Below are 25,615 nucleotides of genomic sequence, written 5' to 3'. Positions count from 1 at the left end.
CCGAGGTCCCGCCCAAGGCTCCGGTTCCTGTCCAAGGCACCCAGTTCCTGGGCGCGGGCCCGGCGTCGGTCGTTAGTTCGGCTGGTCGCCGTTTGGGTGGTAGGCGCAGGCGTCTACGAGGTTCTGGGTGGGGCCTGGGGGCGTGGCCGGCGGGGTGACGGGATTGCGGGTTGTCTTCGTGGAGGGCGTCGTGGGCGGGGTGGCTGGGGCCGGGTCGGATTCGAGGGCGGTCTCGACGGTGTCGCGCAAGGCGTCGTAGTCGGGGTGCAGGTACTTGAGCCGCAGCTTCGCCACGTCGAGGGTGACGTTGGAGACGGTCCCCGACTTCACCTTCAGCGCGAGCTCGACCAGCGCGGGCAGGAGCTCCTGCGGGATGTCGGTGCGCAGCAGGTGCTGACCGGCCTTGGCGATCGCCTTGTACTTCGTCACCAGCGTCTGCGGGTTCGCCGCGTCGACGATGCCCTTGATCGCGCACCGCTGCCGGATCTGCCGCTGATCGTCGTCGGCGCCGTACCGGCCGCGGGCGAACCACAGTGCGTGCCGGCCGTCCAGGTGCTGGTCCGGTCCCGGCTCGATCCACTCCGACGGCGGGATGTGCGAGCTGCTGATCCCGCCCATCGCGACCCGCTCATTGACGTTCACGTTGATCCCGCCGATCGCGTCGACGAGCTCCGGGAAGCCCTGCAGGTTGACCTGCAGGTAGTAGTCGAGCTTCAGCCCGGTCGCCTCACCGACCGACTGCTTCAGGACATCGGCGCCCTCGTTGTCGGACGGACCGAGGATGCCGGGATGCGCGTCCGGGACGTTCTGGTACATCGCTGTCAGCATCCACTCCAGCCGGTCTTCGAGACCGAGGCCCTCCTTGCCGAAGCCGTTCGGGTAGTACTTGGACAGCGGCGAGTCCTTCGGGAACGGCATGAAGGTGAGGTTCCGCGGCAGCGAGATCAGCGCGGTGTTGCCGGTCCGGGTGTCGATACTCGCGACGATCACGGTGTCGGTCCGGACGCCTTCCCGGCTCGGCGCGTCGTCGCCGCCGAGCAGCAGCAGGTTCAGCCGCGGCTTGTCCTCCCACGGGTCCTCGACGTTGACCGTCGACGGCCGGGTCGCGCTCTTGCCCTCCGCCTGCGCCTGGAACACGTCCTGCACGAGGGTGCGCTGTGCGAGCGCGCTCTGTACGCCGATCGCCGCCGGCGCCGCGATCGCGAAGCACAGAACCCCGACGAACATCGCCCCGACCACGCGGCCGCCGACCCCACCTGTTGCCGGTCGCAACGACCGGTGCGAGGCGACGATCACCACGATCCAGTGGAATCCGAGGACCCCGATCGCCACCGAGGTCATCAACAGCCGGCTCGGTACGACGGCCGCCGCGAGGACCTCGTCCCGCCGGGTCAGAGCGACGTACACACCCAGGCCGACCAGGCCCAGGCTGAGGGTGAGGATGAACGCACCGATCCGCCGGCGACCGCCGGCGATCAGGCCGAGTCCGGGCAACAGTGCGCCGAGTAGCGTCAGACTCAGCAGGTTCGGCATCGACCGTGGTCGCTTGCCTGCCTCGTGCGCACGTCTCCCCATGGCTCCCCTGTCGCCGTCCCCAGATCCAGTGTGCGTCAAGTACCCGCACCTGTACCTCCTCAGACGTGTTACAGGGCCAATCGGTTGTCAAACGGTCAGATGAGCACCAGCGAATCCGTCGACCTCGACCAGGGTCCGGATGACGGTGGCGATCCGGGCCGGCGGGGTCCATTTGGTGGTGTCGGCCTTCGGCCGCGCGGCCCGGTTGGCGGGGGTGTCGATGGTGCCGGGGATGATGGTGTTCACCCGGATGCCCTCGTGCGCGTACTCAGCGTGCAGCGCGTCGGCGAATGCGATCACGCCGGCCTTCGCGGTGATGTACCCGGCCGCCCCGGAGAACGGGCGCTGCGCCGCGCCACTCGACGTACACACGATCGCTCCGCCGCCGGCCGCGAGCAGGTGCGGGAGCACCCCCTGAGTGATCAGGTACGTCGGGCGCAGGTTGAGCCGGAGTTGTTCCTCGAAGTCCTCGATCGGGGTCTCGTGCACTCGCGCGCCGGAGGCGAACCCACCGACCAGGTTGACCAGCGCGGTCAGTGGCGCGGCCTCGTCGGAGGCGGCCAGCGCGACGACAGCCGCCGTATTGGCTGGGTCGAACGGATCGGCGAGCACTGGGTTCAGCGCCGGGTCCGTGCCGAGCCGGGCCAGGGAGTCCTCGGTCCGGCCGGGTACGACGACGCGCCAGCCGGATCGCAGGAACTCCGCGGTCACCGCGACGCCCAGTGCCCCGGTGCCGCCAGCAACCACCACGGTGTTCGTCATGGTCGGAGCTTAATCGGGTGCGGCAGGAATCTAGCGAGAGATAGGTTGGGCGGTTGTGCGGATTCTGATGCTGGGCGGGAACGGATTTGTCGGGCGGGCGGCCATCGCCGACGCGCTGGCACATGGCGCGGAGGTTGCGTCTTTCAGTCGGGGCAAGAGCGGAACCGACCTGCCGCCAGAGGTGACGCAGCTCGTCGGGGACCGGGACACCGGCGACTACGAGGCACTGCGGACCGGTGAGTGGGATGCCGTTGTCGATCTGAGCGGCTACCAGAGCAAGCAGGTCGACGAGACGATGGACGTGCTCGGCGATCGGGTCGGGCGGTACCTGTTCGTTTCGAGCCACGCGGTCTACGTGCGCGACCTCCCGGCGGGCACCGACGAGACCGCACTCCGGCGCCCGCCGATGCGCTCGGCCGACGTCCTCACCAACGAAACCTACGGCCCGTGCAAGGTCGCCTGCGAGGACGACGTGCTCGAGCGGTACGGCGATCGCGCGACGATCGTCCGGCCTGGTCGGGTGACCGGTCCCGGTGACACGGCGAGCACGGTCCTCTACTGGGTACGACGTGGCGCGCGGGGCGGCCGGGTTGCGTTGCCGACGAAGCCGGAGCAACCGCTGCAGCTGACGGACAGCCGCGACCTCGGGCGACTCATCGTGCAGCTGATCACGGACCAGCGGTCCGGTGCATTCAACGCGGTCGGTCCGTTCACCACGATCGCCGAGCTGATCGAACTCTCGGCCGACCTGGCCGGCACCACCGTCGAGCTGGTCCAGGTCCCGACGGACGCCGTACCTCCGCGCTTCCCGTTGGTGGAACCCGAGACCGAGTGGGGCGAGCGCCGGCGCAACCCAGCCAAGGCCCGAGCCGCCGGCATGCCGGTCACGCCAGTCCGCCAAACCATCGCCGATCTCCGCACCTGGGACCAAGCCCGCGGCGAACCCGACCTCGGCTTCGGCCTGTCCCCCGAGGACGAAGCCAACCTCCTCGCCGGCAGGTAAACACCCTCCAGCCCGGCAGGGCCGGTCCACCCAAACCCCCGCCCTGCCCGGCCCGGAGGGCCGGCTGCTACTCCGGGAGGGCTAGGGTGCGGCCGGCGTCTCGGGCGGCGTTGATGGTTCTGGTGAGGGTGTCCTTGAGGGCGGTGGCTTCGTCGGTGAAGCCCTGGACGACTGATGTGTCGCCGGCCGGTTCGGTGCGGGCGAGGAGCTCGATGTAGCGGTCGCCGTCCTCCAACGCCGCCTCGGCGCGGAGGGCCGCGTCGGCGGACCGGACTCGGTCGGCATACCTGTCGAGCAGGTCGACCTTGCGCTTGATCGCCTCCACGGACAGGGCAAGCGCGCGACGCTGCGGCCCGAGCACGGCCTCCAGTTCGGCGGTCTCCATCCCGCGCGCCACCTCGCGCTGCCGGGCCCGCAACGCGGTCTGCTCCCGCAGCACCTGCGCGATGTCCCAGAGCTGTTCGGGCAGCACCAGCTCGTTCTTCACGTCATCGAGCAGCCCGCGCCGGGTAACTGTTGCCTCAAGCACCGTTTTCACCGCGCGCTGCGCCCGCCCGAGCAACCGCCCCGCAGCCTCGTCGAAGTCCACCGGCAGCAGGTACTTGCTGTGCTGCAGCCGGACCGACTTGTGCCCGCCGTCCTCGAGCATCGTCTTCACCACGACCCCGCCGGTCGCCACCACCGCGATCCCCGCCAGCGCCAGCGCGGACCAGGCGGCGACCTCCGCCGGCAGTGTCGACGCCATGACGATCAGCGCCAGGATCCACCCACCGACGCACACCGCGATCCACACCAGCAACGTGCCGAACGTGTTCGCCGGCGCGACCGACCACGAGGTCTCCCGCTTCGGCCGCGGCGCGTCCGCCGGGACGAACAGCTCGGGCCGGCGCTCGTACAACCGCCGTACGCCGGCCGGCACGTCAGGCGCGAACACGGGCTCCATCGCCACCTCCGCCTCGGTCGAATCCCTCGACACTCAGCGTAGCCGGGTGAAGCGTCTCTCCAGGCCGTCCAGGATGAGTTCGAGACCGAACTCGAACAGTCGGTCCAGGTCGTACTCGAAGTCGAAGTCGTCCGCGAGCAGTTCGCGGAACCCGGTCAGGTTCCCCGCGGTGACGAGCGCGGCCAGCTGATCGCCCTGGCGGTCGACCCACTCGTCCGCCGTCAGCCCCGTGTCCTGCTCGGCGTACGCCTCGGACTCCACCGCCAGCGCGACCCCGCGGACGTACGCGAACAGACTGATCGCGGCGTACAGCGCGTCCGTCTTGTCGACCCGGCCGAGCGCGCGCAGGACGGCATCGGTGTGCGGGAGCAGGTTCGGCAGCAGTTGCGGCCGGCCGAGGCTGATCGCACTCGCCAGCCAGAGATGCCGCCGGTACGCCGCCCACTGTGCCCGCGCGACCGCGGCGACCCCATCCCGCCAGCCGGTCGGCTGCTTGCGCGGCAGCGGGTACTCCGCGATCGCGGTGTCGACCATTTGCAGCACCAGCGCGTCCTTGCCGCCGACGTACCGGTACAGCGCCATCGTCGACACCCCGAGCTCGGCTGCGATCCGCCGCATCGACAACGCGCCAAGCCCCTCGGCGTCCGCAATCGCGATGCCCATCCGGACAACCTCGGCCCGATGGAGATCCAGGCCGCCGCCGTCCAGCTGCACCGCGCGTTGGGGGGCAGCACCTGGCCGGTTCGCGCGTGGAGGTGGACCGACCACCGTCCCGACTCCCGGACTCGGATGCACGAGCCGCTCCTGCTGCAGCGCCTGCAACGCCTTCGTCGCGGTCGCCATCGCCACCCCGAAGTCGCGGACCAGCGCCCGCGTCGACGGCACCCGATCCCCCGGCCGCAGCTCCCCCGCCTCGATCCGCCGCCGGATCTCCGCCGCGATCAGCTGGTACGGCGCCTCGCCCATCAACCCTCCCGAGCTAGTACGCATACATCGTACGCGCACTAGCCGAGAGCCCTGCGCCTGACATCTCAGGTTAGGTAAGGCTATCCTCCTCCACATGCACGAAACGGTGGGGCTGACGGGCGACGACCTGCGGCTCGGTTATCACGGCCACCTCGTGGTCGACGGCGCCTCGTTGCACATCGAGGCGGCCAGTGTGACCGCACTGGTCGGACCCAACGGCAGCGGCAAGTCGACGCTGCTGCGTGCGCTCGCCCGCCTCCATCAGCCCGACGCCGGCCGGATCAGCCTCCCCGACGGCGGCAACGCCCTCGACCTGTCGGCGAAGGAGTTCGCGCGCAAGGTCACCCTGCTCTCCCAGTCGCGACCGACGCCCAACGGGGTCAGCGTCCGCGACGTCGTCGGGTACGGGCGGCACCCGCATCGCAGCCGCTGGCGCAACGACGACGCGGACGGCCCACGGGCGATCGAACACGCGATGGCCGTCACCGGCGTCACCTCGATGGCCGAGCGGGCCATCGACGAACTGTCCGGCGGCGAACTGCAGCGCGTGTGGCTCGCGACCTGCCTCGCTCAGGACACCGGCGTCGTGTTGCTCGACGAGCCGACCACATTCCTCGACCTGCGGTACCAGATCGAGATCCTCGATCTGATGCGCGACCTCGCGGACGAGCACGGGGTCGCGGTCGGCGTCGTACTGCACGACCTGAACCAGGCCGCCGCGGTGGCGGATCGGATCGCACTACTCGATCAGGGGCGAGTACGTGCGACCGGGACGCCGGAGGAGGTCCTGCGCGCCGACGCACTGACCGAGACGTACGGCATCCCCATCGAGGTCGGCACCGACCCGGCCACCGGCCTGGTCACCACCCGCCCCATCGGCAAACACCTGTCCCGCGCCACGACTATCTGAGGTCAACTGATGAGACGAACCACTGCCCTGATCGCTGCTGCCCTGTTCGTGCTGACGGCGTGCGGGACCAGCGAGCCCGCCGCGTCGAGCGACACCAGTGAGGCCGCCGCCCAACCGGTGTCGCTGACCGACGCGCGCAACAAGAAGCTCGACCTCAAGGCGCCGGCGACCAAGGTCGTCGCGCTCGAGTGGGGCGCGGCCGAGAATCTGGTCAGCCTCGGAGTGATGCCGGTCGGCGTCGCCGACACCAAGGGCTACACGAACTGGGTCACCGCGGCCAAGCTCGACCCGTCGGTCAAGGACGTCGGCACCCGGGGCGAGGCCAGCGTCGACGCGATCGTCGCCCTCAACCCCGACCTGGTCATCACCACCACCGACGAGGCCGCGAACACGATCGCCCAGATCGAGAAGGCCGCACCGGTGCTGGTGATCCGCGGCGCCGACGCGGCCAACGCGATCCCGCAGATGAAGACCAACCTCGAGCTGATCGGCTCGGCGATCGGCAAGGCGGACCAGGCCAAGCAGGTCAACGCCGACTTCGACAAGGCGCTTGCCGACGGCAAGCAGAAGATCGCGGACGCGGGCAAGGCCGGCGAGGGCTTCACGATGGCCGACGGTTACAAACAGGGCAGCACGATCTCGATCCGGATGTACACCACCGGCTCGCTGCTCGGCGCGGTCACCACCGAACTGGGGCTGAAGAACGGCTGGGCCGGGGCCGGCGACAAGGACTACGGGCTCGCGCAGACCGACCTCGAGGGGCTGACCAAGCTCAAGGACGGCAGCTTCCTCTACATCGCCAACAAGAACGACGGTGGTGACGTGTTCGGCGGCGATCTGGCCGGGAACGCGATCTGGAAGAACCTTCCGTTCGTGAAGAGCGGCAGCGTGCACCGCCTGCCGGACGGCATCTGGATGTTCGGCGGCCCGAAGTCCACCGAGCAGTACATCGACGCCGCAGTCCAGGCAGTCACCTCTTGACCCAGGTCACCACCGCCCCGGCTGCTGTCGTACAACAGCCTGTACGGCGGGTTCGTGTTGCTGGGGTGTTCTTGCTTGCGGCGATCGCGATCGTCGTACTGGCCGGGGTTCATCTCACGCAGGGCACGTCGTCGGTGAATGCCGGCGACCTGCTCCGGCTGCTGGTCGGGCGTGGGTCCGACAACGCGGCCAACGTACTGGTCGCATCCCGGCTGCCCCGACTGCTGGCCGGCGTACTCGTCGGTGTGGCGCTCGGGGTGGCCGGCGCAGGTCTGCAGTCGCTGGCCCGCAACCCGCTCGCCTCGCCCGACACGTTGGGGGTCAATGCAGGGGCGTACCTGGCGGTCGTGGTGGTGGCCGCGTTCGGGATCTCGTTGCCCGTGCTTCCGGCCGGCGGAGTCGCCTTCGCCGGCGGGCTGGCGGCTGCTGTTCTGGTACTGGCGTTGTCCGCGGGCGGCTCGTCCGGACCGACTCGGCTGATCCTGGCCGGGTCGGCAGTCGCGATGGCGCTGGCCGGCGTGACCACGCTGCTGCTGTTGCTGTACCGCGAGGAGACGATCGGCACGTTCGCCTGGGGTGCGGGCACCCTGGTCCAGACCGACCTGAACGCGGTCACCCAGATGGCACCCGTCGTTGCCGTTGGCATCATCGCGTCGTTGCTGCTGGCCTCGAAGCTCGACATCCTTGCCTTGGGCGACGACACCGCGTCGGTGCTCGGCGTGAACGTACGACGGGTCCAAGTACTGATCACTCTGGTCACGGTGCTGCTGTCCGCGGCCGCGGTCACGGTCGCCGGCCCGGTCGGCTTCGTCGGTCTGGTCGCGCCGGTGCTCGTGCGGCTGATCGCTCCCCTGGTTCCAGGGCTGCTGCGACACCGGGTCCTCCTGCCGCTGTCCGGGCTGGCCGGCGTGCTGATCGTCCTCGCGTCCGACGTCGTTCTGCGGGCGGCCTTCGGCGGTCAGGCCGGCGTCGAGATCCCGACCGGGATCATGACGATGGTGGTCGGCGCGGTCGTCCTGATCTGGCTGGCTCGACGGTTCCGCGACTCCGGACCGAGCCGCTCCCCCGGCGGCGCGGGCTCGGGGCTGCGCAGCCGCCGTACGTTCTGGATCGTCACGGGTGCTCTCGTCGTACTGCTGGCCGTCGCCGCCGTCGGAGCAATGCTGGCCGGTGACGCGTTGCTGCGCACCGGTGACATCGTCAACTGGGTCAACGGACGCTCCGGGCGCGCGATCACCTACGTCCTCGACCAGCGCTTCCCGCGGGTCGTGTCGGCCGTCCTGTGCGGCGCCGCGCTCGCGATCGCCGGTACGACGGTGCAGGCGGTGTGCCGGAATCCGCTCGCCGAGCCGGGCATCCTGGGCATCACCGGCGGCGCCGGGGTCGGCGCGATCGCCACGCTCATTCTTTTGCCGTCGGCAAGCATCTGGTTGCTGTCCGGCATGGCCGCGCTCGCCGCGCTGGTCACCTTCGCCCTGGTCTATCTCGTGTCCTGGCGTGGCGGGCTGAGCTCGGACCGGCTGGTCCTGATCGGCGTCGGCGTCTCGTCCGCGGCGACCGCGATCGTCACACTGCTGATCGTCGCGACCGACCCATGGAACCTCAGCCTGGCGATGACCTGGCTGTCCGGGAGCACGTACGGGCGAACGCTGCCGCAGGTCGCCCCGGTCGCGATCGCGCTGCTCGTCCTCACCCCGTTGATCGTCCATGCCCGGCGCGAACTCGATCTGCTCGCGCTCGACGACGACGTACCGCGGATCCTCGGCGTACGCCTCGAACGGACTCGCTTGGCCGCCTTGGTCTGTGCCGCGTTGCTGACCGCGGCCGCTGTCTCGGCAATCGGGGTGGTCGGCTTCGTCGGACTGGTCGCACCGCATGCGGCCCGCGCGCTGGTCGGCGGGCGGCATGCCCGGATCCTGCCGGTCGCGGCACTGCTCGGCGCGATCCTGGTCAGCCTCGCGGACAGCCTCGGCCGGACCCTGCTGGCCCCGGCCCAGATCCCGGCCGGACTCCTCACCGCCCTGATCGGAGCGCCGTACTTCGTCTATTTGTTGTGGCGGACCCGGGTTCCGGCCCGCTGACTCGTGTCAAGATGGGCGCCATGCTGCGCGAACTACACCTCACCGGCAACCCGGACGCCGACAAGTTGCTCAACGACGACCCGTTCGCTCTGCTCGTCGGGATGCTCCTGGACCAGCAGTACCCGATGGAGCACGCGTTCTCGGGTCCGCTGAAGATCGCCAACCGGATGGACGGCTTCGACCTGCACAAGATCGCCGCCACCGACCTCGACACCTTCGTCGAACTCTGTGTGACCCCACCGGCCATCCACCGGTACGGCGGATCCATGGCCCGGCGGGTCCATGCACTCGCCCAGCACATCATCGAGAACTACGACGGCGACACTGCGGGGATCTGGACCGCCGGCCGCCCCAACCCCGACGGGCCCGAGGTGCTGAAGCGACTGAAGGCGCTCCCGGGGTTCGGTGAGCAGAAGGCCAAGATCTTCCTGGCACTGCTCGGCAAGCAGCGAGGGATCCAGCCCAAGGGCTGGCGCGAAGCGGCCGGCAGCTACGGCGACCGCGGCTCCCGCCGCTCGATCGCCGACGTCACCGACGCCGCCTCCCTCGGCGAGGTCCGCTCCTTCAAGAAGGCCGCGAAAGCTGCGGCCGCCGGGACGGCCTGACACCGCGCGGGTTGTCCCTTGTGCTCACCCGGGTTCCTGCCGAATCAGCTGCGAGCAGCCTATGCTCGCTGAGGCGGCAGGCGGGTTACGGGAGGAGCGCGGATGGACATCCGGGATCTGGATCGGCGGGCCGGCGCGGTGCTCGGCGAGGTGGTCATGCAGGTACGGCCCGAGCACATGTGGTTCCCCACGCCGTGCCCGGACTGGACCGTCCGTGGTCTGCTCCGCCACATCGTCAGTGAGAACGAGGGCTTCGCGGCCGCGGCGGTGAATGGCACGGCGCCCACCCAGACCTGGAACGGCGGCCGGCTCGGGGACAACCCGGCCGGGGCCTACCGGCGGTCGAACGTGGGGGTCGCGGACGCGTTCGCCGACGGTGGCGCGCTGGACCGGCTGATGGAGGTCCGCGAGTTCGGCTCGTTTCCGCGCCGGATCGCGCTGACCTTCCACCAGCTCGACTGCGTCGTGCACGCCTGGGACCTGGCCAAGGCCATCGACGTCTCGTACGACGCGCCGCCGGACATGGTCGAGATGGCGCTCGATCTGGCCCGCCGGATTCCGGACACCGACTCCACCCGCGGCCCGGGCGCGGCCTTCGAGCGCAGCGTCAAGGTGCCCGGCGACGCCTCCGACTTCGACCAGCTACTCGGCCTGCTCGGCCGCACTCCGGACTGGGTCTCCCCGCTCGATTGAGTAATCCGGCAGTTCGATGGCGTCCGGCTGACCGATCGCCATTTTCGCGAGTAGACCGGCGAACGGGCGGGACGTCATCAGCCGGGTCGAGGTGTCGCGCAGCCGGATACCCAGTGCGCTCAGCGGCATCGCCATCTTGACCCCACCGGGCGGCAGTTCCATCCGCTGCTCGACGTACGCCTGCATCCGGGCCTGGTACGCCGGGAACGCGCGGACGTGATCGCCGTCCGCGGCAGCCAGCTCGCCCGCGAGGACATACGCCCCGACGAGCGACAGCGCCGTACCGTGTCCTGCCAGCGGTGAGCCGCAGTACCCGGCGTCCCCGACCAGCGCGATCCGGCCGCGCGACCACTCCGGTACGACGACGCGGCTGATGCTGTCGAGGTAGAAGTCGTCCGCGTCGCGGAGGTCGGCGAGGATGCGTTCGGTGTGCCAGCCGAGTCCCTTGAACCGCTCGACCAGCAAGGCCTTCTGCGCGGCGATGTCGTGCCGGTCGTAGCTGATGACCGGTGAGCGGAAGCTCAGCAGGGCCTTCGCGGAGCGCGGATCGTGATCGGGCCGCAGCCCGACCCAGCGGCCGCCGGGCGCGGAGTGGATCTTCATCCAGTGGTTCAGCGACTCCGGGGCCTCGACAGTGAAGTACGACGTGTAGCCGCCGAGATGCCGGACGAACTGCTCCTCCGGTCCGAAGGCGAGCCGGCGGGTCCGCGAGTGCACGCCGCCGGCCCCGACCACCAGGTCGAATCGCCTCCGGGTCCCGCTCGCGAACGTCGCCTGCACGCCGCTCGGATCCTGGTCCAGCTCGGTGATCGAGTCGCCGTACAGATATTCGACGTCGGTCGTCGCATCGGCCAGGATCGCGGCCAGGTCGCCGCGGAGGATCTCGATCTCGGCGACCGGGCCGGCGCCGTCGAGCAACTCGGCCGGCATCGCGGCGGCCCGGCGCCCGTTCGCCCGGACGTACTCGAGACCGCGTTCGTGCAACTGCCGCTCGGCCACCGCGGGCAGCAGACCCATCCGGTCGGCCACGACCCGGGAGATCCCGCGAAGGTCCACGGTCTGCCCACCGGGTCGCGGTGCGGGCGCGATCTCGACGATCGTCGGCGTGAACCCGTGCCGCCGCAACCAGAACGCCAGCGCCGGCCCGGCGATCCCGGCCCCGGAGATCAGAACAGTCTTCATGGTCCACCTCTCATCAGACTAGTGCGCGTACGCCGTACACGGTGCACTGCACTGCCCGCCTGAGGCCAGCGCGTACTAGAGCACTACGGTCCGGTGCTCTAGTACGCGTTCGGTCAGAGGGTAAGAGCTAGGCGGGTGGCCTGGTCGATGGCTCGTTTGGCGTCGAGCTCGGCGGCAATATCGGCGCCGCCGATGAGATGGACGGGCCGCCCGCTCGCTCGGAGCGCGTCAGCGAGATCGCGGACCGGTTCCTGGCCGGCGCAGACCACGATCGTGTCGACGGCGAGGACGCGCGGCTTCTCGCGCTGCGGCCCGAAGCTCAAGTGCAGGCCTTCGTCGTCGATGCGTTCGTAGTTGACGCCGCGGAGTTGCTCGACCTGCTTGTTCTTCAGCGCGGCGCGATGCACCCACCCGGTGGTCTTGCCCAGACCGGCACCGATCTTCCCGGGCTTGCGCTGCAGCAGATACACCTTCCGCGGCGAGGGCTCCGGTTGCGGCTTGGTCAGTCCGCCAACCGCGATCGTCGGATCCGCGACACCCCATTCGGCCTTCCATGCGGTCAGGTCGAGCGCGGGTGACGCCTCGGTGGTCAGGAACTCGCTGACATCCACACCGATCCCGCCGGCGCCGATCACGGCAACCGTGGCCCCGACGGGCTTGCGCTCGCGGACGACCTCGACGTACGACAGCACCTTCGGGTGGTCGATGCCGGGAATGGCTGGGACCCGCGGTACGACGCCGGTCGCGAGCACGACCTCGTCGAAGCCGGCCAGCTCCTCGGCGGTGGCGCGGCGGCCGAGATGCAGTTTCACGCCTGTCAGTTCGAGCCGGCGCCCGTAGTACCGGATCGTCTCGGCGAACTCCTCCTTGCCGGGGATCTGCTGAGCGATCCCGAACTGGCCGCCGATCTCGTCAACGGCCTCGAACAGCTCGACCCGGTGCCCCCGCTCGGCGGCCGTCACCGCCGCCGCCAGGCCGGCCGGTCCGGCACCCACTACCGCAATGTCCTTGGTACGCCGAGTCGGCAGCAACTGGAGCTCGGTCTCGCGAGCGGCGCGCGGGTTGACCATGCAGCTGGCTTTCCGCTTGGCGAACACGTGATCCAGGCAGGCCTGGTTGCAGGCGATGCAGACGTTGATCTCGTCGGCCCGGTCAGTCGTTGCCTTCAGCACCCACTCCGGATCGGCCAGGAACGGGCGCGCCATGCTGACCAGGTCGGCGTCGCCGCGGGCCAGCACCTCCTCGGCGACCTGCGGCAGGTTGATCCGGTTCGACGTGACCACCGGGATGCTGACGTGCGGTTTGAACGCGGCGGTCACGCTCGTGAACGCCGCACGCGGCACGGACGTCACGATCGTCGGCACCCGGGCCTCGTGCCAGCCGATACCGGTGTTGATGATCGATGCGCCGGCCGCCTCGATCTCCTTGCCCAGCGCAACCACGTCGTCCCAGGGCTGGCCGCCTTCGACCAGGTCGGCCATCGAGAGCCGGTAGATGATCAGGAAGTCGTCGCCGACGCGCTCGCGGGTCTGACGGACGATCTCGACGGCGAGGCGGCGACGGTTCTCCGGGCTGCCGCCCCAGCGGTCGGTGCGCTTGTTGGTGCGCTCGGACAGGAACTGGTTGATGAAGTACCCCTCGGAGCCCATGATCTCGACACCGTCGTACCCGGCTTCACGGGCGAGCGCCGCGCAGTCGACGTACGCCTTGATCTGTTGGCGCACCCCGCGGTCGGAGAGGGCTCGGGGCTTGAACGGGTTGATCGGAGCTTTGAGGGCTGAGGCGGAGACGCTGAAGGGGTGGTATGAGTAGCGGCCGGCGTGCAGGATCTGCAACGCGATGCGGCCGCCCTCGGCGTGGACGGCGTCGGTGAGCAGGCGATGCTTGCGGGCTTGGCGACGGCTGGTCAGCTTGGACCCGAAGGGCGTGAGCCAGCCGGTGCGATTCGGGGCGTAGCCGCCGGTCACCATCAGGCTGGCGCCACCGCGCGCCCGCTCCGCGAAGTACGCCGCCAGCTTGGGCAGATCCTTCAGCCGGTCCTCGAGACCGGTATGCATCGAGCCCATGATCACCCGGTTGGGCAGAACAACGTGACCAAGGTCCAACGGTTCAAGCAAGTGCGGGTACGCGGTCATGGGGCCTCCCGGCCTGGACTGAGGAGTGGAGGGAGCGAAGCGACTGGAGCGACGAGGGAAGGCCGGGAGCCAAGGCCCCATGACCCCGCCGGCGCCGAAGGCCCGGCCAAAAGCACTGTCATCGGTGGTCCTTCCGGAGGGCTTCGATCACTTCGTCACACCAGTCCACGAACGACTCCTCGGCCCGGATCCCGCCGCGGAGTACGAGGTACTGATGCAGGTCGCGGTCCTGCAGCTTGGCCGGCTTCGGGAAGTCCCGACGCTGGATCCCCCGGTACACCTCGAGCCGCGTCGCATGCTCCGCCCGGTGCCGCTCGACCTCCTTCAGTACGACGCCTGGGTCGCCGAGCGACGCACCACGGAGCTTCACCCCGAGCCCATCCCGCAGTACGGCGGGATCGGCCGGCTCGGCCAGCCAGCGGGAGAGCTCGTCCCGACCCGCCGCGGACACTCGATAGACCTTCTTGTCCGGGCGGCCCTCCTGGGCGATCTCCGTGTGCTTGACCCAGCCGGCTTCGTCCATCCGGCGCAGCACCCGGTAGATCTGCTGGTGCGTGGCCGGCCAGAAGTAGCCGATCGACCGGTCGAACCGCCGGGCCAACTCGTACCCGGACCCGGCCCGCTCACTCAACGCGACCAGGATCGCGTGCTCCAACGCCATACCCGGCACTGTACCTATGCAACTCGTTGCAGTGCACCTGAGTGCATGACAAGTCACAGCAACCCACTGGTGGACCGGGGAAGGGTGCCAGATCACATCCAGCGACCGGACCCGCTGTTCGGAGTTTGAGAGAATGGTTGCAGACGCCAGCTATCGCGGATCGAGGAATCATGGACCAGCAGGCCCACCCGACCAAGACGACGTTGCCCGGGATCGGTACCCGGTACGACCTGATCACCGACGGCGGCAAGCACGTCTCGGTGGTGGTGCACAACGACGGCCGGCGCTTCCTCGGCTTCCACGATCCCGATGACGACGACAACTGCAAGGACTCGGTCCCGCTCGGCTCCGCGGAGGCAGCCGCGCTCGCTCAGCTGCTGATCCCCACGCCGCTCGACCCGGTGCGCGGCGAGATCGAGATCGACCTGGTCACCGAACACATCCCGATCACCGCCAAGTCGCCGTACTCGGGGCGCACCCTCGGGGACACCCAGGCCCGCAGCCGGACCGGTGCGTCGATCGTCGCGGTGCTGCGGCGGACCGGCGCAACCCCGTCGCCGACGCCGGACTTCCGGTTCGCGACCGGTGACACGCTCGTCGTGGTCGGCACCCGCGAGGGCGTGGACGCCGTTGCCGATCTGATCGCGGGTGGGTGACCGATGCATGAGAACATCACCGCCCTGCTGATCGAGCTCGGCGCGGTCATCCTTGCCCTCGGCGTCCTCGGGCGGATCGCCGGGCGCCTCGGCTTCTCCCCCATTCCGCTCTACCTGCTCGCCGGCCTCGCCTTCGGGCACGGTGGGTTGTTGCCGTTGGCAGCCAGTGAGGAGTTCGTTGCCACCGGCGCCGAGATCGGCGTGATCCTGCTGCTGTTGCTGCTCGGACTGGAGTACACCGCGTCGGATCTGGTCGGCACGCTGAAGACGCAGTACGTGTCCGGTGCGGTCGACTTCGTGCTGAACGCCGTACCCGGTGCCGCCGTCGCGTTGCTGCTTGGCTGGGGTCCGGTCGCCGCGGTCGCGCTGGCCGGAGTCACCTGGATCTCGTCGTCCGGTGTGATCGCGAAGGTGGTCGGCGATCTCGGCCGGCTCGGCAACCGCGAAACCCCAGTGGTGCTGGGGATCCTGGTCCTCGAGGATCTGTCGATGGCGGTCTACCTGCCGATCCTGACCGCGCTGCTCGCCGGTGCGGGGCTGGCCGGTGGCAGCATGACGCTGTTGATCTCGCTCGGCACGGTCAGCGTCGTTCTGTTCGTTGCCTTGCGCTACGGACGCGTGATCAGCCGGGCGGTGTCCTCGGACAACCCGGAGATGTTGCTGCTCGTCGTCCTCGGGCTGACGCTGCTCGTGGCCGGGATCGCGCAGCACCTGCAGGTGTCGGCGGCGGTCGGCGCGTTCCTGGTCGGGATCGCGTTGTCGGGCGAGGTCGCGCACGGTGCGCGGAACCTGCTCAGCCCGCTCCGCGACCTGTTCGCCGCGGTCTTCTTCGTGTTCTTCGGGTTGAGCACCGACCCTGCCAAGATCCCGCCGGTGCTGGCAATCGCTCTCGGCCTCGCTGTACTCACCGGCCTCACCAAGATCACCACCGGCTGGTACGCCGCCCGCCGGGCCGGCGTGGGCACAGCCGGCCGCTGGCGAGCCGGCGGGACCCTCGTCGCCCGCGGCGAGTTCTCCATCGTCATCGCCGGCCTCGCCGTGGGGGTCGAACCCAAGCTGGGCCCGCTCGCAACGGCGTACGTCCTCATCCTCGTCATCCTCGGCCCCATAGCCGCCCGCTACACCGAGCCGATCGCCCGCCGCCTGACCAACCGCAAGACACCAGGCACGGACGCACCAGCCACCGAACGCCTGGACACCACCGCCAACACCCCCACCTGACAACTACCCGGGCGCCCGCCGCCGAGCAGCTCCACAACCCAGCGTCCCCACCTGACCCCATCCTGCTCACGCCACCTGTCGGGGCCTGACCCGCGCGCCCGGGCCCTTGAACAGGTTATTTCCTGTGCCAGGCCCCCAGTTCCTGTTCAAGCCCCCGGCGAGTGGCGGGGTGGCGGGACGCGGGTGGTGGGCGGGTTAGTGGGGCTGGTTGGCGCGGTGGTTGTGGGCGGCTTGGGTGACTGTTTGGTTGATGCGGCCGGCTCGGGTTTCCGGGCGTTTGGCGAGGGTTATCCACTCGAGGATTGTGCGGCGGGCTGAGGGCGGGAAGGCTTGGAAGTGCTTGTCTGCCAGGGGGTTCTCCGCCAGGGCGGCGGCTAGGTCGGCGGGGACGATCAGGTTCTGGGCGTCGGCGAGGAGGTCCCAGGTGCCGGTACGGCGGGCGTGGTCGATCAACTCCTGGCCGGGTGCTTCCATCAGACCGGCGGCAGTTAGGCGCTCGACGCGTTCGCGGTTGACTTTGCTCCAGGTGCTGCGTGGGTTCCGTGGTGTGAAGCACTGGTACGTCGTACGGTCGTCGCGCTTCACCGTCTTGCTGTCGATCCACCCGAAACACAACGCATGCTCGACCGCGGTCGCGAGGTCCACCCCGGTCTCGTCACGCCGGACGATCAGCCAGACCGACCGCTCGCTCCGCCCGTTCGCCGCCAGCCAGTCTCGCCATTCGTCCGCTGAGCCGCAGTCCAGTGCCACCGTGTCGTCGATCATGGCTCCAGCATGCGCCGGAAAAGTGCTCACCGAGTGAGCACTTAAACAGAGCACTTAAAACAGGGCGTCGCCGCGTTCGTGGTCGAGGAGGGCCTGCTTGCGTTCGAGGCCGCCGCCGTACCCGGTCAGGCTGCCGGTCGAGCCGACGACGCGATGACACGGCACGATGATGCTGATCGGGTTCTTGCCGTTGGCCAGTCCGACCGCCCGGGACGCACCCGGCACGAGGCCGAGGGTTCGGGCGAGTTCGCCGTACGTCGTGGTCTCGCCGTACGGGATGTCCTGGAGTGCCGTCCAGACCTGCTGCTGGAACGGCGTGCCGGCCAGGTGCAGTGGTACGTCGAACGTCGTCCGGTCGTGCTCGAAGTACTCGGTGAGTTGCTCGGCGACCGCGGGCAGGACGGAGTCGTCGCGGTGGCCGAACGTCTCCATCGCCGGACGATGCCGGTGCTCGACCATGTAGAGCCCGGCTAGCTCGTCGGCGTCAGTCGCCACCAGCGTGAGCGGGCCGAGTGGGCTGTCCATCACGGCGTACGTCACTGCGTCGTCTCCCACTGCGCACGGCTGATCCGGTAGAGGACGTGCCGCTGCAACCGGTGGCCGGCCGGCAGGCGGACGTGGTCGAAGTCGCCGGCCTCGTCGTGCGTCATCCCGATCCGCTGCATCACCCGCTGCGACGGCAGGTTGGTGGTCGCGGTGAACGAGACGATCGCGTTCAGCCCGGCCGGTCCGAAGCCGTGCGCCAATGCCGCCCGGGCCGCCTCGGTGGCATAACCGTTGCCCCAGGCCCCTTTCGCCAACCGCCAGCCGATCTCGACCGCCGGCATGAAGTGCGCCTCGAAGCTCGGCACCGACATCCCGGTGAAGCCGATGAACTCACCGGTGTCGCGCACCTCCAGCGCCCACAGACCCCAGCCACGCCCGTCGATCTCGGGAATGTTCCGGTCGATCAGCGCATCGCTCTGCTCACGCGTCTGCAGCGCCGGGAAGTGCTCCATCACCGCCGGGTCCGCGTTCAGGGCCGCGAACGGCTCCCGGTCGGACTCCCGCCACTGGCGCAGCAGGAGACGGTCGGTGGAAAGCTCACTCATGCTCACTCCGGGATCTTGTTGATGGGGTGGTCACCGGTGGCCCACAGGTACTGAACGGCGTACGCACGCCAGGGCCGCCACGCGCGTGCGTGGTCGGTCAATGGTTTGGGGGCCTCCGGCAAGCCTAGGTCACGCGCGGCGTACCGGACACCTAAATCACTGGCCACGAAGGCATCCGGATCACCGAGCGCTCGCATCGCGATCGACTCCACCGTCCACGGCCCGATCCCCGGCAGTGCGGCCAGTTGCTCGCGCGCCTTGTCCCAGTCCGCACCGGCACCGAGGTCGATCTCCCCGGCCGCCAGCGTGGCGATCAACGTCGTCAGCGTCGTACGCCGGGACTTCGGGAACGCCAGCGTCTCCGGATCGAGCCCGGCCAGCGCCTGCATCGTCGGGAACAGGTGCGTCAGCCCACCGGCCGCGTCCTCGATCGGCTCGCCGTGCTGCAGCACCAGCCGATGCGCGTGCGTCCGCGCCGCGGCCGTCGACACCTGCTGCCCGAGCACAGCCCGTACGGCGAACTCCTCGCCGTCGACCGTGTGCGGAACCCGGCGCCCCGGGGCCTTCGCGATCAGCGGCGCGAGCACCGGATCCGTGCTGAGCAGATCGTCGACCGCGACCGGGTCGGCGTCGAGGTCGAGCATCCGGCGGCAGCGGGTGATCGCGATCGCCAGGTCGCGCTGGTCGGTGAGCGAGAGTTGGCAGGCGATGTGGTCCGGCATCGGCCGCAACGCGACCACGCCATGACCGTGCGGGAGCCGGAGCGTGCGCCGGTAGTGGCCGTCGCGCCACTCCTCCACGCCCGGCACGCCGGTCGCGATCAGGTGGCCGAACAGGTTGTCCGGGGTGAGCGGAGCACGGAACGGCAGGCGCAGCGAGATCGTGCCCGGCGCGGAGGTCGCCGTACCTCGTCTGGCCCGGCGACGTAGCTCGGTCGGCTTGAGTGCGAAGACCTCCTGCACGGTCTCGTTGAAGGTCCGCACGCTGGAGAAGCCCGCGGCGAACGCGACGTCGGCCATCTGCAGATCGCTGGTCTCGATCAGCAGCCGAGCGGTCTGTGCGCGCTGCGCCCGTGCAAGGGCGAGCGGTCCGGCGCCGAGCTCGGCCTGCAGCTGGCGTTGCACCTGGCGGACGCTGTAACCGAGCTGTCCGGCCAGTCCTGGCACGCCGTCGCGGTCGACCACACCGTCCGCGATCAGGCGCATCGACCGGGCGACCAGGTCGGCACGGTCGTTCCACTCCGGCGAGCCCGGGCTCGCGTCGGGACGGCAGCGCTTGCAGGCGCGGAATCCGGCCTGTTGCGCGGCCGCGGCGCTCGGGTAGAACCGCATGTTCTCGACCTTCGGCGGCACCACCGGACAGCTCGGCCGGCAGTAGATCTTCGTCGTCAGCACCGCGGTGAAGAACCAGCCGTCGAACCGCGCGTCCTTCGACTGGACCGCCCGGATGCATCGCTCCCTGCACTCGTACATGTGCTCCAGCATCCCTGCCGCCACCGACAGTCTCTAGCGATTTTGCGCCATCGAGGCATCGCGAGAATACGACGCGAGGATCTGCGGTCGGATTTCCGCCAGCTTCGCCGCCCGCACCCCGGTGGACTTGAACACATGAACGAACTACAGGACCTGAAGGCACTGGTCACCGGCGGCAGCCGCGGGATCGGGGCAGCCACGGCGATCGCATTGGCGGAGCGCGGCGCGGATGTGGCGCTCACCTACAACAACTCAGCGGATGCTGCCGCGAAGGCAGTGAAGGAGATCGAGGCGCTCGGGCGGCGAGCGTTCGCCCTCGAGGTCGATGCAGCGGACGCAGTAGCGGTCGCGGACGGCGTTCAGCGGGCTGCAGACCAGCTCGGCGGGCTGGACATCCTGGTGAACAACGCCGGCGTCGGCGCGATCGGCCCGATCACCGAGCTCACACTGGCCGACCTCGATCGCGTGCTCGCGGTCAACGTCCGCGGGGTGTACGCCGCCACGCAGGCCGCCGTACCGCTGCTGTCAGACGGCGGACGGGTGATCCACCTCGGGAGCTGTGCTGCAGGCAGGGTGACCAGTCCGGGGATGACGCTGTACGCGATGAGCAAGGCCGCGCTGGTCGGGCTCAGCAAGGGACTGGCCCGTGAACTCGGATCGCGTGGCATCACCTCGAACGTCGTCCAGCCCGGTCCGATCGACACCGACATGAACCCGGCCGATGGCCCGTTCGCGGCGGCTCAGATCGGCGACCTCGCCCTCGACCGCTTCGGCAAGCCCGCCGAGGTCGCCGCAGCGATCGCCTTCCTGGCCGGTCCGCACGGCGCCTACATGACCGGCACGGAGCTGACGATCGACGGCGGCCACACCGCCTGATTGTCGGTGCCCGCCGTTAGCGTCACCGGCATGAAGTTCTCGGTGACGGTTGGCGCGGTGGGAGCGGGACGTGACCCGCGCGGGCTCGCCGAGCTCGCGCGGGCCGTCGAGGACTGCGGCTGGGACGCGCTGTTCCTGGAGGACTATCTCGTCTACCAGGGCGACGCGTCCGAGCCGACGTACGACCCGTGGATCTGCCTCGCTGCGATGGCTGTGGCCACGTCGCGGATCAGGATCGGTACGACGGTGACCCCACTGCCTCGGCGACATCCCTGGAAGGTCGCGGCCGAGGCGGTGGCGCTGGATCACCTGTCCGACGGAAGAATCATCCTCGGGGTGGGCATCGGTGATCCTGGTGATCCGTTCCTGCCGGCGCAGCCGCCTAAGGTGCTGGCGGAGATGCTCGATGAGGGGCTCGACGTGATCGACCGGCTGTGGACCGGGCAGCAGGTCAGTTTTGCCGGCGAGCACTACCAGCTCGACGGAGCTCAGCTGACCGCTCGACCGGTGCAGAGGCCGCGGATCCCGATCTGGGTGGGCGGGAACCTGTTGGTCCCGGCGGTGCGACGCCGGATCCTTCGGTGGGACGGTTCGTGCGCCGACAAGGGCAGTACTGACGCACCACAGCAGCTCCTCCCGGACGACGTACGAGGACTGCTCGCCGAGCGGGGTGACTTCACCGTCAAGGTCAGTGGCGGCGACCCAGCCGCGTTCGCCGCCGCCGATGCCGCCTGGTGGGGTCGCTGGATTCCTCCGCTTCCGGCGGACGAGACGCTGGCGATCGTCAGGCAGGGACCGCCGACACTCTGAGCCGTTGACACGGCGCAGGTCGCAAGAGAGACTGCCGGTGTTTTTAACGTTCAAACACCTGTGGGAGGTCGCGTGGCCACGTTGAAGCAGGTCGCCGCCCACGCCGAGGTGTCGGTGCAGACGGTGTCGAACGCGTTGAACGCGCCGCACCGGCTCCGGCCGGACACGCTCCAGCGGGTCAACCGCTCGATCGAACTGCTCAACTACCGGCCCAATCGTAACGCCCGCAGCCTGCGCACCAGCGCGGTCGAACTGATCGGGTACTGCGTCCCCGACTGGCCGAACCAGACCCACCTGGTGATGGACCAGTTCCTGCACGCCCTGTGCGCGGCGGCCGAGCGTACCGGCCGCCACATCCTGCTGTTCACCGCACCGCCCGGCGTCGGCGGCATGCCTGTGTACGACGACCTGCACGCGCGCCGCCTGGTCGACGGGTTCGTCCTCTCGCAGACCGAGACCCACGATCCACGGCACGCCTGGCTGAAGGACGAGAAGATCCCGTTCGTCTCGTTCGGCCGGGTCTGGAAGGAGACCACCCAGCCCGGTCCGTGGGTCGACGTCGACGGTGCGGCCGGATCCGCGCTCGCGGTCCGGCACCTGCACGAGACCGGCCGCCGGCGGATCGCCTTCCTCGGCTGGCCGAAGTCATCCGGCCTGGGCGAGGACCGCCTCGGTGGCTGGCGCGCGCAGTGCAATGAGCTCGGACTGCCCGTCACCGGCCTGTCCGTGCGCTGCCACGAGGACAGCATCGAGGAAGGCGCGCGGGTCACCGCGGAGTTGCTCGACTCCGGCAAGGCGCCGGACGGAATCGTTGCCCTGAGCGACATTCTCGCCCTGGGCGCGCTCCGCGAGCTGAGCCGCCGCGGCCTCACCCCCGGCCGCGACGTCAGCGTGACCGGCTTCGACGACTCACCCCTCGCCGACGTCGTCTCCCCCGGCCTGACCAGCCTCAAGCAACCGATGGACCGGATCGCCGCCGAGCTGATCGCGATCCTGACCGACCCGGCCGGCCTGGCCGACCCGTCGACCGAACGCCTGCTGCAACCCGAGCTCGTGATCAGGGGCAGCTCAGCCCCTGGCTGATCCGGCGCATCCCCCGAGCGCCGCGAGAAGGAGGAACCGCCAATGACTCCCTATCCCACCGTCCGACGCAGCACCGCTCCACCACGCCGATCCAGACCAGGACGCCGTACGGTCGGCATCGCCTTGCTGGCCACGGCCACCGTCCTGGCCGGCTCGGCCTCCGCGATCGCCGGCCCCATCACCGCCGGCTCGGCCACCGCCGGCTCGACCTCTACCGGTGCGGCCACCGCCGCTCAGGCCGCCGGATCATCCGAGCTGTCCGAGACCACCCGCCTGGCTGACCGGCGGTCGCTCGTCGTCGGTGATCGCGCCTACGCGATGGGCGACGAGAGCGGGCTCTACCCCGCCTCCGGCTGGCACATCCGCGGTGAGATGGGCGGCTTCTGGACCCAGCCGATCAAGCTGCTCGACGGTCTGTGGTTCGGCCTCGACGGCAACTGGCTCGGCAAGGACGTCGCAGCCGCGAAGTACACGAGCGGCCACGGCTACAGCCGGATCGACTACTCCGGTTCCGTCAACGTCCGCCGTACCGACTTCGTCCCCGACGGCATCCGCGCAACGCTCGTCGGCCTGACGCTCAGCTCGAGTACGACGAAGACGGTGAAGCTCGCCGTGGACGCGCACTCCGAACTGATGCAGTCGTACCCGTGGGGCTGGACCACTCCTGGCGCGGCCGACGCCAACCTGCCGGACACCGGCGCCTACGCCAACGGTGCATTGGGGTTCCGCGAGCAAGGTACGCCGTCGTACCCGAACGCGACCGCTCACGACTACGCCGCGTTCGTCGGATCGTCCCTGCGTCCGACGAGCCACGCGCTCGGCCCGAACCACCGCGGCCCGCAGGACCCAGCGGTGATCTGCCCGGCCGACGGTACGACGCCGGCACGCTGTGACGACTCGCTCGTCGGCAAGGGCACGGGCGGACAGCTCACGTACGACGTCAACCTCGCACCGGGTCAGGCGAAGACCATCTGGTTCGCCGTGGCCGGATCGGACCAGGGCACGTCGGCCGCACAACGCGAGTACGGCAAGGCCCTGAGCAACCCGGACAAGTTGCTGAAGGCAAAGAGCGCCGAACGCAAGCAGATCGACGAGCAGTCCGCAGTGGACCTTCCTGGTGATCGTCTGCTGCAGCAGAGCGTCGAATGGAGCAAGCAGAACCTAGCCGACTCCGTCCAAGAGGCGCACAACCTGAAGATCCGGGACGTCAACGAGGGCAAGGACTACCCGGCCCCGGTTGGCACGGTCGACACCGCACGCTGGTTCGGCGCCGGCTTCCCGGACTACCCGTGGCTGTTCGCGACCGACGGTGAGTACACGGCGTACGCCGCTGTCGCCGCCGGCCAGTTCGACACGGTGAAGGAGCACCTCCGCGCACTGCGCGATGTCAGCGACATCCTGAACAACCGCAGCGGCAAGGTCGCCCACGAAGTGACACCGACCGGTGACGTGTACTTCGGCTCCAACCAGAGTGCGGGGAACACGGACGAGACAGTGAAGTTCCCGAGCACCGTCGCGCTGCTGTGGCGGTGGACCGGTGACGACAGGTTCCGCGACGAGATGTACGACTTCAGCGTCCGCAACCTGCAGTACGTCTACCGCGAACTGGACAAGGACGGCGACGGCTGGCCGGAAGGCCTCGCGAACGTCGAACGCGCCGGGATGGGCGTGGAGAAACTCGACAGCACCGTCTACCTCGCCCGTGGGCTGCGCGACCTGGCCGACCTGGCCGCGTCCAAGCACGACACCACCGTCCAGCAGTGGGCGACCGCCCGCGCGACCGACCTCGAGTCCCGCTTCGAGGCGCAGTGGTGGGTACCGCAGGCCATGGGGTACGCCGACTCCGTCGACAACGCGGCGGACCCGGCGAACGACAACACGCCGATCTTCCAGCGGCACTGGATCGGTGTCACACCGATGGAGGCAGTCCTGGTCCGGCCGGGTCAGCCGAACTCGCCGCTCGCGTCCGCCGAGCACGCGAAGACCGCTCTCGACCAGCGCGAAAAGCCTTGCTACACAGGAGAATTCGGCCTTTACCACACGGGCACCGGCCCGACCTCGGACCCGGCCGGCAACCCCGGTCCGTCCTGTGATCCGGTCGTGTCCCAGGTGAAGAGCGAGCGCGCCATCTTCGGCCTGAACACCTCGATCATGGCGGTTGCTGAAGGCAACTTCGGGCGGCTGGGCACGAACCAGCAGCAGGTCTACACGACCGGCAACGCCCGGATCCAGCTCGACCCGACCGTGTGGGAGACGCCGGGCGCGATGCCGGAGATCGCTCCGTCACCCGACTCACCGGCGAACATCGGCCGGCCGTTCTACGACCGTTCGATGGCGCTGCAGGCGTGGGGCGCGTACGGCATCCTCTGGCCGGTGATTCACCAGCAGCTCGGCGTCGACCCGGATCTCGGGCACGGTCGGGTCACGGTGGTCCCGCAGCTCCCGCAAGGCCAGCAGAAGGTGGCCGGGAGCAACATCCGGGTCGGTCGCGGATCGGTCGATGTCTCCGCACGCCTTGCAGGTAACGAATTGCGGACCGATGTCACCGTGAAGGGTGTCGGGGCAACAATCACGATCGGTGCTGTTCTGCCGACCGGCGCGAAGGTGAACAGTGTCACCCTCGACGGCCGGGCGACGGCGTACAAGCTCGTCACGACGACACGCGGAGTGGAGGTGCGGGTGCCGGCGCACGGCGCGTCCTCGGCACTGAAGATCACTCTCGCCTGAGACCCCGGGGTCGTGGCCGGTACGGCACGGCCCCGGATCGCCGGTCGGTGCACATCCGTTCTGTGCGCCGGCCGGCTTTCTGTTGCCCGATCTCGCCGTTTGCCGGATCTTTCCGTTTGCCGGATCTTTCCGTTGCCCGGACGCGCTGTTATCGATACCTGCACGTGTCGTTAGAGGACACAAGTGCCGGGTGCCGACGTGAGGCGGGCCCCTCCGAGTATGAGTCGGAGGGGCCCGCACTAGCTGAAGGAAGGTGACGTCTCCAGCTTCCCGAAACGAGTCCGTAGGCGCCGGCAGACCCCGTCACCGGTCTACCTCGGTGGGGATCCCCACCGCTAGGGGCCTCGGTATCCGTTCGACCCGCCCTCCCTTTTTCAGAAGTAGCGTGTCGATATTTCTACCGCCGAGGGCCACAGT

The 25,615-nt window shown here is 69.4% G+C and carries 23 protein-coding genes; 12 read left to right on the top strand and 11 right to left on the bottom strand.

What is annotated here, in order from left to right; genetic code table 11:
* Positions 1 to 72 precede the first annotated feature (72 nt).
* Both AB0E63_RS29100 and AB0E63_RS29095 read right to left on the bottom strand, forming a co-directional pair.
* A complete protein-coding gene (locus tag AB0E63_RS29100; protein ID WP_360373124.1) occupies positions 73 to 1,575 on the bottom strand; it encodes an LCP family protein in 1,503 nt (500 codons plus the stop codon).
* Positions 1,576 to 1,662: 87 nt separating this feature from the next.
* On the bottom strand, positions 1,663 to 2,337 hold the full coding sequence (locus tag AB0E63_RS29095; protein ID WP_360373121.1) for an SDR family NAD(P)-dependent oxidoreductase: 675 nt from the start codon (positions 2,335 to 2,337) through the stop codon (positions 1,663 to 1,665).
* 55 nt (positions 2,338 to 2,392) lie between these two features.
* Between AB0E63_RS29095 and AB0E63_RS29090 the strand changes: the two genes are divergently transcribed.
* Complete coding sequence (locus AB0E63_RS29090) at positions 2,393 to 3,340, top strand: NAD-dependent epimerase/dehydratase family protein (protein ID WP_360373118.1); 948 nt, start codon at positions 2,393 to 2,395, stop codon at positions 3,338 to 3,340.
* Between the two features lie 67 nt (positions 3,341 to 3,407).
* Here the strand turns inward: AB0E63_RS29090 and AB0E63_RS29085 are convergent, their stop codons facing one another.
* Together AB0E63_RS29085 and AB0E63_RS29080 are read right to left on the bottom strand one after the other, a co-directional pair.
* On the bottom strand, positions 3,408 to 4,283 hold the full coding sequence (locus AB0E63_RS29085; RefSeq protein ID WP_360373116.1) for a hypothetical protein: 876 nt from the start codon (positions 4,281 to 4,283) through the stop codon (positions 3,408 to 3,410).
* 33 nt (positions 4,284 to 4,316) lie between these two features.
* On the bottom strand, positions 4,317 to 5,249 hold the full coding sequence (locus AB0E63_RS29080; protein ID WP_360373113.1) for a GntR family transcriptional regulator: 933 nt from the start codon (positions 5,247 to 5,249) through the stop codon (positions 4,317 to 4,319).
* A 94-nt stretch (positions 5,250 to 5,343) separates the two neighbouring features.
* Between AB0E63_RS29080 and AB0E63_RS29075 the strand changes: the two genes are divergently transcribed.
* The 5 genes from AB0E63_RS29075 (at position 5,344) to AB0E63_RS29055 (ending at position 10,519) form a co-directional block, all read left to right on the top strand.
* Positions 5,344 to 6,159, top strand: coding sequence for an ABC transporter ATP-binding protein (locus AB0E63_RS29075; RefSeq protein WP_360373110.1), 816 nt, complete (start codon positions 5,344 to 5,346; stop codon positions 6,157 to 6,159).
* A gap of 9 nt (positions 6,160 to 6,168) precedes the next feature.
* Positions 6,169 to 7,140, top strand: a complete 972-nt coding sequence (locus AB0E63_RS29070; protein WP_360373107.1) for an iron-siderophore ABC transporter substrate-binding protein — start codon at positions 6,169 to 6,171, stop codon at positions 7,138 to 7,140.
* Complete coding sequence (locus AB0E63_RS29065) at positions 7,137 to 9,221, top strand: iron ABC transporter permease (RefSeq protein ID WP_360373104.1); 2,085 nt, start codon at positions 7,137 to 7,139, stop codon at positions 9,219 to 9,221. The genes AB0E63_RS29070 and AB0E63_RS29065 overlap by 4 nt, the downstream gene beginning before the upstream one ends.
* 20 nt (positions 9,222 to 9,241) lie before the next feature.
* Positions 9,242 to 9,826: an HhH-GPD-type base excision DNA repair protein gene (locus AB0E63_RS29060; protein WP_360373101.1), complete on the top strand. Its 585-nt coding sequence runs from the start codon at positions 9,242 to 9,244 to the stop codon at positions 9,824 to 9,826.
* Between the two features lie 102 nt (positions 9,827 to 9,928).
* Positions 9,929 to 10,519 (top strand): TIGR03086 family metal-binding protein, encoded by a 591-nt coding sequence (locus AB0E63_RS29055; protein WP_360373099.1) that lies wholly within the window; start codon positions 9,929 to 9,931, stop codon positions 10,517 to 10,519.
* Here AB0E63_RS29055 and AB0E63_RS29050 read toward each other — a convergent pair.
* The 3 genes from AB0E63_RS29050 to AB0E63_RS29040 all read right to left on the bottom strand — a co-directional run bounded on the left by AB0E63_RS29050 (position 10,469) and on the right by AB0E63_RS29040 (position 14,497).
* Complete coding sequence (locus tag AB0E63_RS29050) at positions 10,469 to 11,701, bottom strand: FAD-dependent monooxygenase (RefSeq protein WP_360373096.1); 1,233 nt, start codon at positions 11,699 to 11,701, stop codon at positions 10,469 to 10,471. The genes AB0E63_RS29055 and AB0E63_RS29050 overlap by 51 nt on opposite strands.
* Positions 11,702 to 11,814: 113 nt before the next feature.
* Positions 11,815 to 13,836: an NADPH-dependent 2,4-dienoyl-CoA reductase gene (locus AB0E63_RS29045; protein ID WP_360373093.1), complete on the bottom strand. Its 2,022-nt coding sequence runs from the start codon at positions 13,834 to 13,836 to the stop codon at positions 11,815 to 11,817.
* 118 nt (positions 13,837 to 13,954) lie between these two features.
* Entirely contained in the window at positions 13,955 to 14,497 is a 543-nt protein-coding gene (locus AB0E63_RS29040) for a PadR family transcriptional regulator (RefSeq protein WP_360373090.1), read from the bottom strand.
* A 170-nt stretch (positions 14,498 to 14,667) separates the two neighbouring features.
* Here AB0E63_RS29040 and AB0E63_RS29035 point away from each other — a divergent pair, with 170 nt between their 5' ends.
* Positions 14,668 to 15,153, top strand: a complete 486-nt coding sequence (locus AB0E63_RS29035) for a TrkA C-terminal domain-containing protein (protein ID WP_360373087.1) — start codon at positions 14,668 to 14,670, stop codon at positions 15,151 to 15,153.
* A gap of 3 nt (positions 15,154 to 15,156) precedes the next feature.
* The gene (locus AB0E63_RS29030; RefSeq protein WP_360373084.1) at positions 15,157 to 16,374 is read left to right on the top strand and encodes a cation:proton antiporter; all 1,218 of its coding nucleotides are present in this window, start codon (positions 15,157 to 15,159) and stop codon (positions 16,372 to 16,374) included.
* 195 nt (positions 16,375 to 16,569) lie between these two features.
* On the opposite strand, the gene AB0E63_RS29025 is transcribed toward AB0E63_RS29030, so the two are convergent.
* Genes AB0E63_RS29025 through AB0E63_RS29010 form a run of 4 tightly spaced genes read right to left on the bottom strand, consistent with a single transcriptional unit; the run spans position 16,570 to position 19,702 of the window.
* A complete protein-coding gene (locus AB0E63_RS29025) occupies positions 16,570 to 17,139 on the bottom strand; it encodes a YdeI/OmpD-associated family protein (RefSeq protein WP_360373081.1) in 570 nt (189 codons plus the stop codon).
* Positions 17,140 to 17,193: 54 nt separating this feature from the next.
* Positions 17,194 to 17,679 carry a methylated-DNA--[protein]-cysteine S-methyltransferase gene (locus AB0E63_RS29020; protein ID WP_360373078.1) on the bottom strand — a complete coding sequence of 162 codons (486 nt, stop codon included), beginning with the start codon at positions 17,677 to 17,679 and terminating at the stop codon, positions 17,194 to 17,196.
* Positions 17,676 to 18,230: a GNAT family N-acetyltransferase gene (locus AB0E63_RS29015; protein WP_360373076.1), complete on the bottom strand. Its 555-nt coding sequence runs from the start codon at positions 18,228 to 18,230 to the stop codon at positions 17,676 to 17,678. Before AB0E63_RS29015 ends, AB0E63_RS29020 begins: the two co-directional genes overlap by 4 nt.
* A gap of 2 nt (positions 18,231 to 18,232) precedes the next feature.
* On the bottom strand, positions 18,233 to 19,702 hold the full coding sequence (locus tag AB0E63_RS29010) for an AlkA N-terminal domain-containing protein (RefSeq protein ID WP_360373073.1): 1,470 nt from the start codon (positions 19,700 to 19,702) through the stop codon (positions 18,233 to 18,235).
* 135 nt (positions 19,703 to 19,837) lie between these two features.
* Here AB0E63_RS29010 and AB0E63_RS29005 point away from each other — a divergent pair, with 135 nt between their 5' ends.
* From AB0E63_RS29005 to AB0E63_RS28990, 4 genes are all read left to right on the top strand, one after another.
* Positions 19,838 to 20,578, top strand: a complete 741-nt coding sequence (locus AB0E63_RS29005) for an SDR family oxidoreductase (protein WP_360373070.1) — start codon at positions 19,838 to 19,840, stop codon at positions 20,576 to 20,578.
* A 30-nt stretch (positions 20,579 to 20,608) separates the two neighbouring features.
* Positions 20,609 to 21,388, top strand: coding sequence for an LLM class flavin-dependent oxidoreductase (locus AB0E63_RS29000; RefSeq protein WP_360373067.1), 780 nt, complete (start codon positions 20,609 to 20,611; stop codon positions 21,386 to 21,388).
* A 72-nt stretch (positions 21,389 to 21,460) separates the two neighbouring features.
* Positions 21,461 to 22,471 (top strand): LacI family DNA-binding transcriptional regulator, encoded by a 1,011-nt coding sequence (locus AB0E63_RS28995; protein WP_360373064.1) that lies wholly within the window; start codon positions 21,461 to 21,463, stop codon positions 22,469 to 22,471.
* Between the two features lie 42 nt (positions 22,472 to 22,513).
* Positions 22,514 to 25,198: a glycogen debranching protein gene (locus tag AB0E63_RS28990; RefSeq protein WP_360373061.1), complete on the top strand. Its 2,685-nt coding sequence runs from the start codon at positions 22,514 to 22,516 to the stop codon at positions 25,196 to 25,198.
* The last annotated feature ends 417 nt before the right edge of the window (positions 25,199 to 25,615 follow it).

The sequence above is a fragment of the Kribbella sp. NPDC026596 genome, assembly GCF_040638415.1.
Taxonomy (GTDB): domain Bacteria; phylum Actinomycetota; class Actinomycetes; order Propionibacteriales; family Kribbellaceae; genus Kribbella.
The sequence above is the reverse complement of the archived record's forward strand: the minus strand, read 5'-3'. Positions and strand labels throughout refer to the sequence as shown.

Coding starts and splice junctions, on each gene's coding strand:
- AB0E63_RS29100 (WP_360373124.1), bottom strand. CDS start 1,575: ATGGGGAGACGTGCGCACGAGGCAGGCAAGCGACCACGGTCGATGCCG.
- AB0E63_RS29095 (WP_360373121.1), bottom strand. CDS start 2,337: ATGACGAACACCGTGGTGGTTGCTGGCGGCACCGGGGCACTGGGCGTC.
- AB0E63_RS29085 (WP_360373116.1), bottom strand. CDS start 4,283: ATGGAGCCCGTGTTCGCGCCTGACGTGCCGGCCGGCGTACGGCGGTTG.
- AB0E63_RS29080 (WP_360373113.1), bottom strand. CDS start 5,249: ATGGGCGAGGCGCCGTACCAGCTGATCGCGGCGGAGATCCGGCGGCGG.
- AB0E63_RS29075 (WP_360373110.1), top strand. CDS start 5,344: ATGCACGAAACGGTGGGGCTGACGGGCGACGACCTGCGGCTCGGTTAT.
- AB0E63_RS29070 (WP_360373107.1), top strand. CDS start 6,169: ATGAGACGAACCACTGCCCTGATCGCTGCTGCCCTGTTCGTGCTGACG.
- AB0E63_RS29060 (WP_360373101.1), top strand. CDS start 9,242: ATGCTGCGCGAACTACACCTCACCGGCAACCCGGACGCCGACAAGTTG.
- AB0E63_RS29055 (WP_360373099.1), top strand. CDS start 9,929: ATGGACATCCGGGATCTGGATCGGCGGGCCGGCGCGGTGCTCGGCGAG.
- AB0E63_RS29050 (WP_360373096.1), bottom strand. CDS start 11,701: ATGAAGACTGTTCTGATCTCCGGGGCCGGGATCGCCGGGCCGGCGCTG.
- AB0E63_RS29045 (WP_360373093.1), bottom strand. CDS start 13,836: ATGACCGCGTACCCGCACTTGCTTGAACCGTTGGACCTTGGTCACGTT.
- AB0E63_RS29040 (WP_360373090.1), bottom strand. CDS start 14,497: ATGGCGTTGGAGCACGCGATCCTGGTCGCGTTGAGTGAGCGGGCCGGG.
- AB0E63_RS29035 (WP_360373087.1), top strand. CDS start 14,668: ATGGACCAGCAGGCCCACCCGACCAAGACGACGTTGCCCGGGATCGGT.
- AB0E63_RS29030 (WP_360373084.1), top strand. CDS start 15,157: ATGCATGAGAACATCACCGCCCTGCTGATCGAGCTCGGCGCGGTCATC.
- AB0E63_RS29025 (WP_360373081.1), bottom strand. CDS start 17,139: ATGATCGACGACACGGTGGCACTGGACTGCGGCTCAGCGGACGAATGG.
- AB0E63_RS29015 (WP_360373076.1), bottom strand. CDS start 18,230: ATGAGTGAGCTTTCCACCGACCGTCTCCTGCTGCGCCAGTGGCGGGAG.
- AB0E63_RS29010 (WP_360373073.1), bottom strand. CDS start 19,702: ATGTACGAGTGCAGGGAGCGATGCATCCGGGCGGTCCAGTCGAAGGAC.
- AB0E63_RS29005 (WP_360373070.1), top strand. CDS start 19,838: ATGAACGAACTACAGGACCTGAAGGCACTGGTCACCGGCGGCAGCCGC.
- AB0E63_RS29000 (WP_360373067.1), top strand. CDS start 20,609: ATGAAGTTCTCGGTGACGGTTGGCGCGGTGGGAGCGGGACGTGACCCG.
- AB0E63_RS28990 (WP_360373061.1), top strand. CDS start 22,514: ATGACTCCCTATCCCACCGTCCGACGCAGCACCGCTCCACCACGCCGA.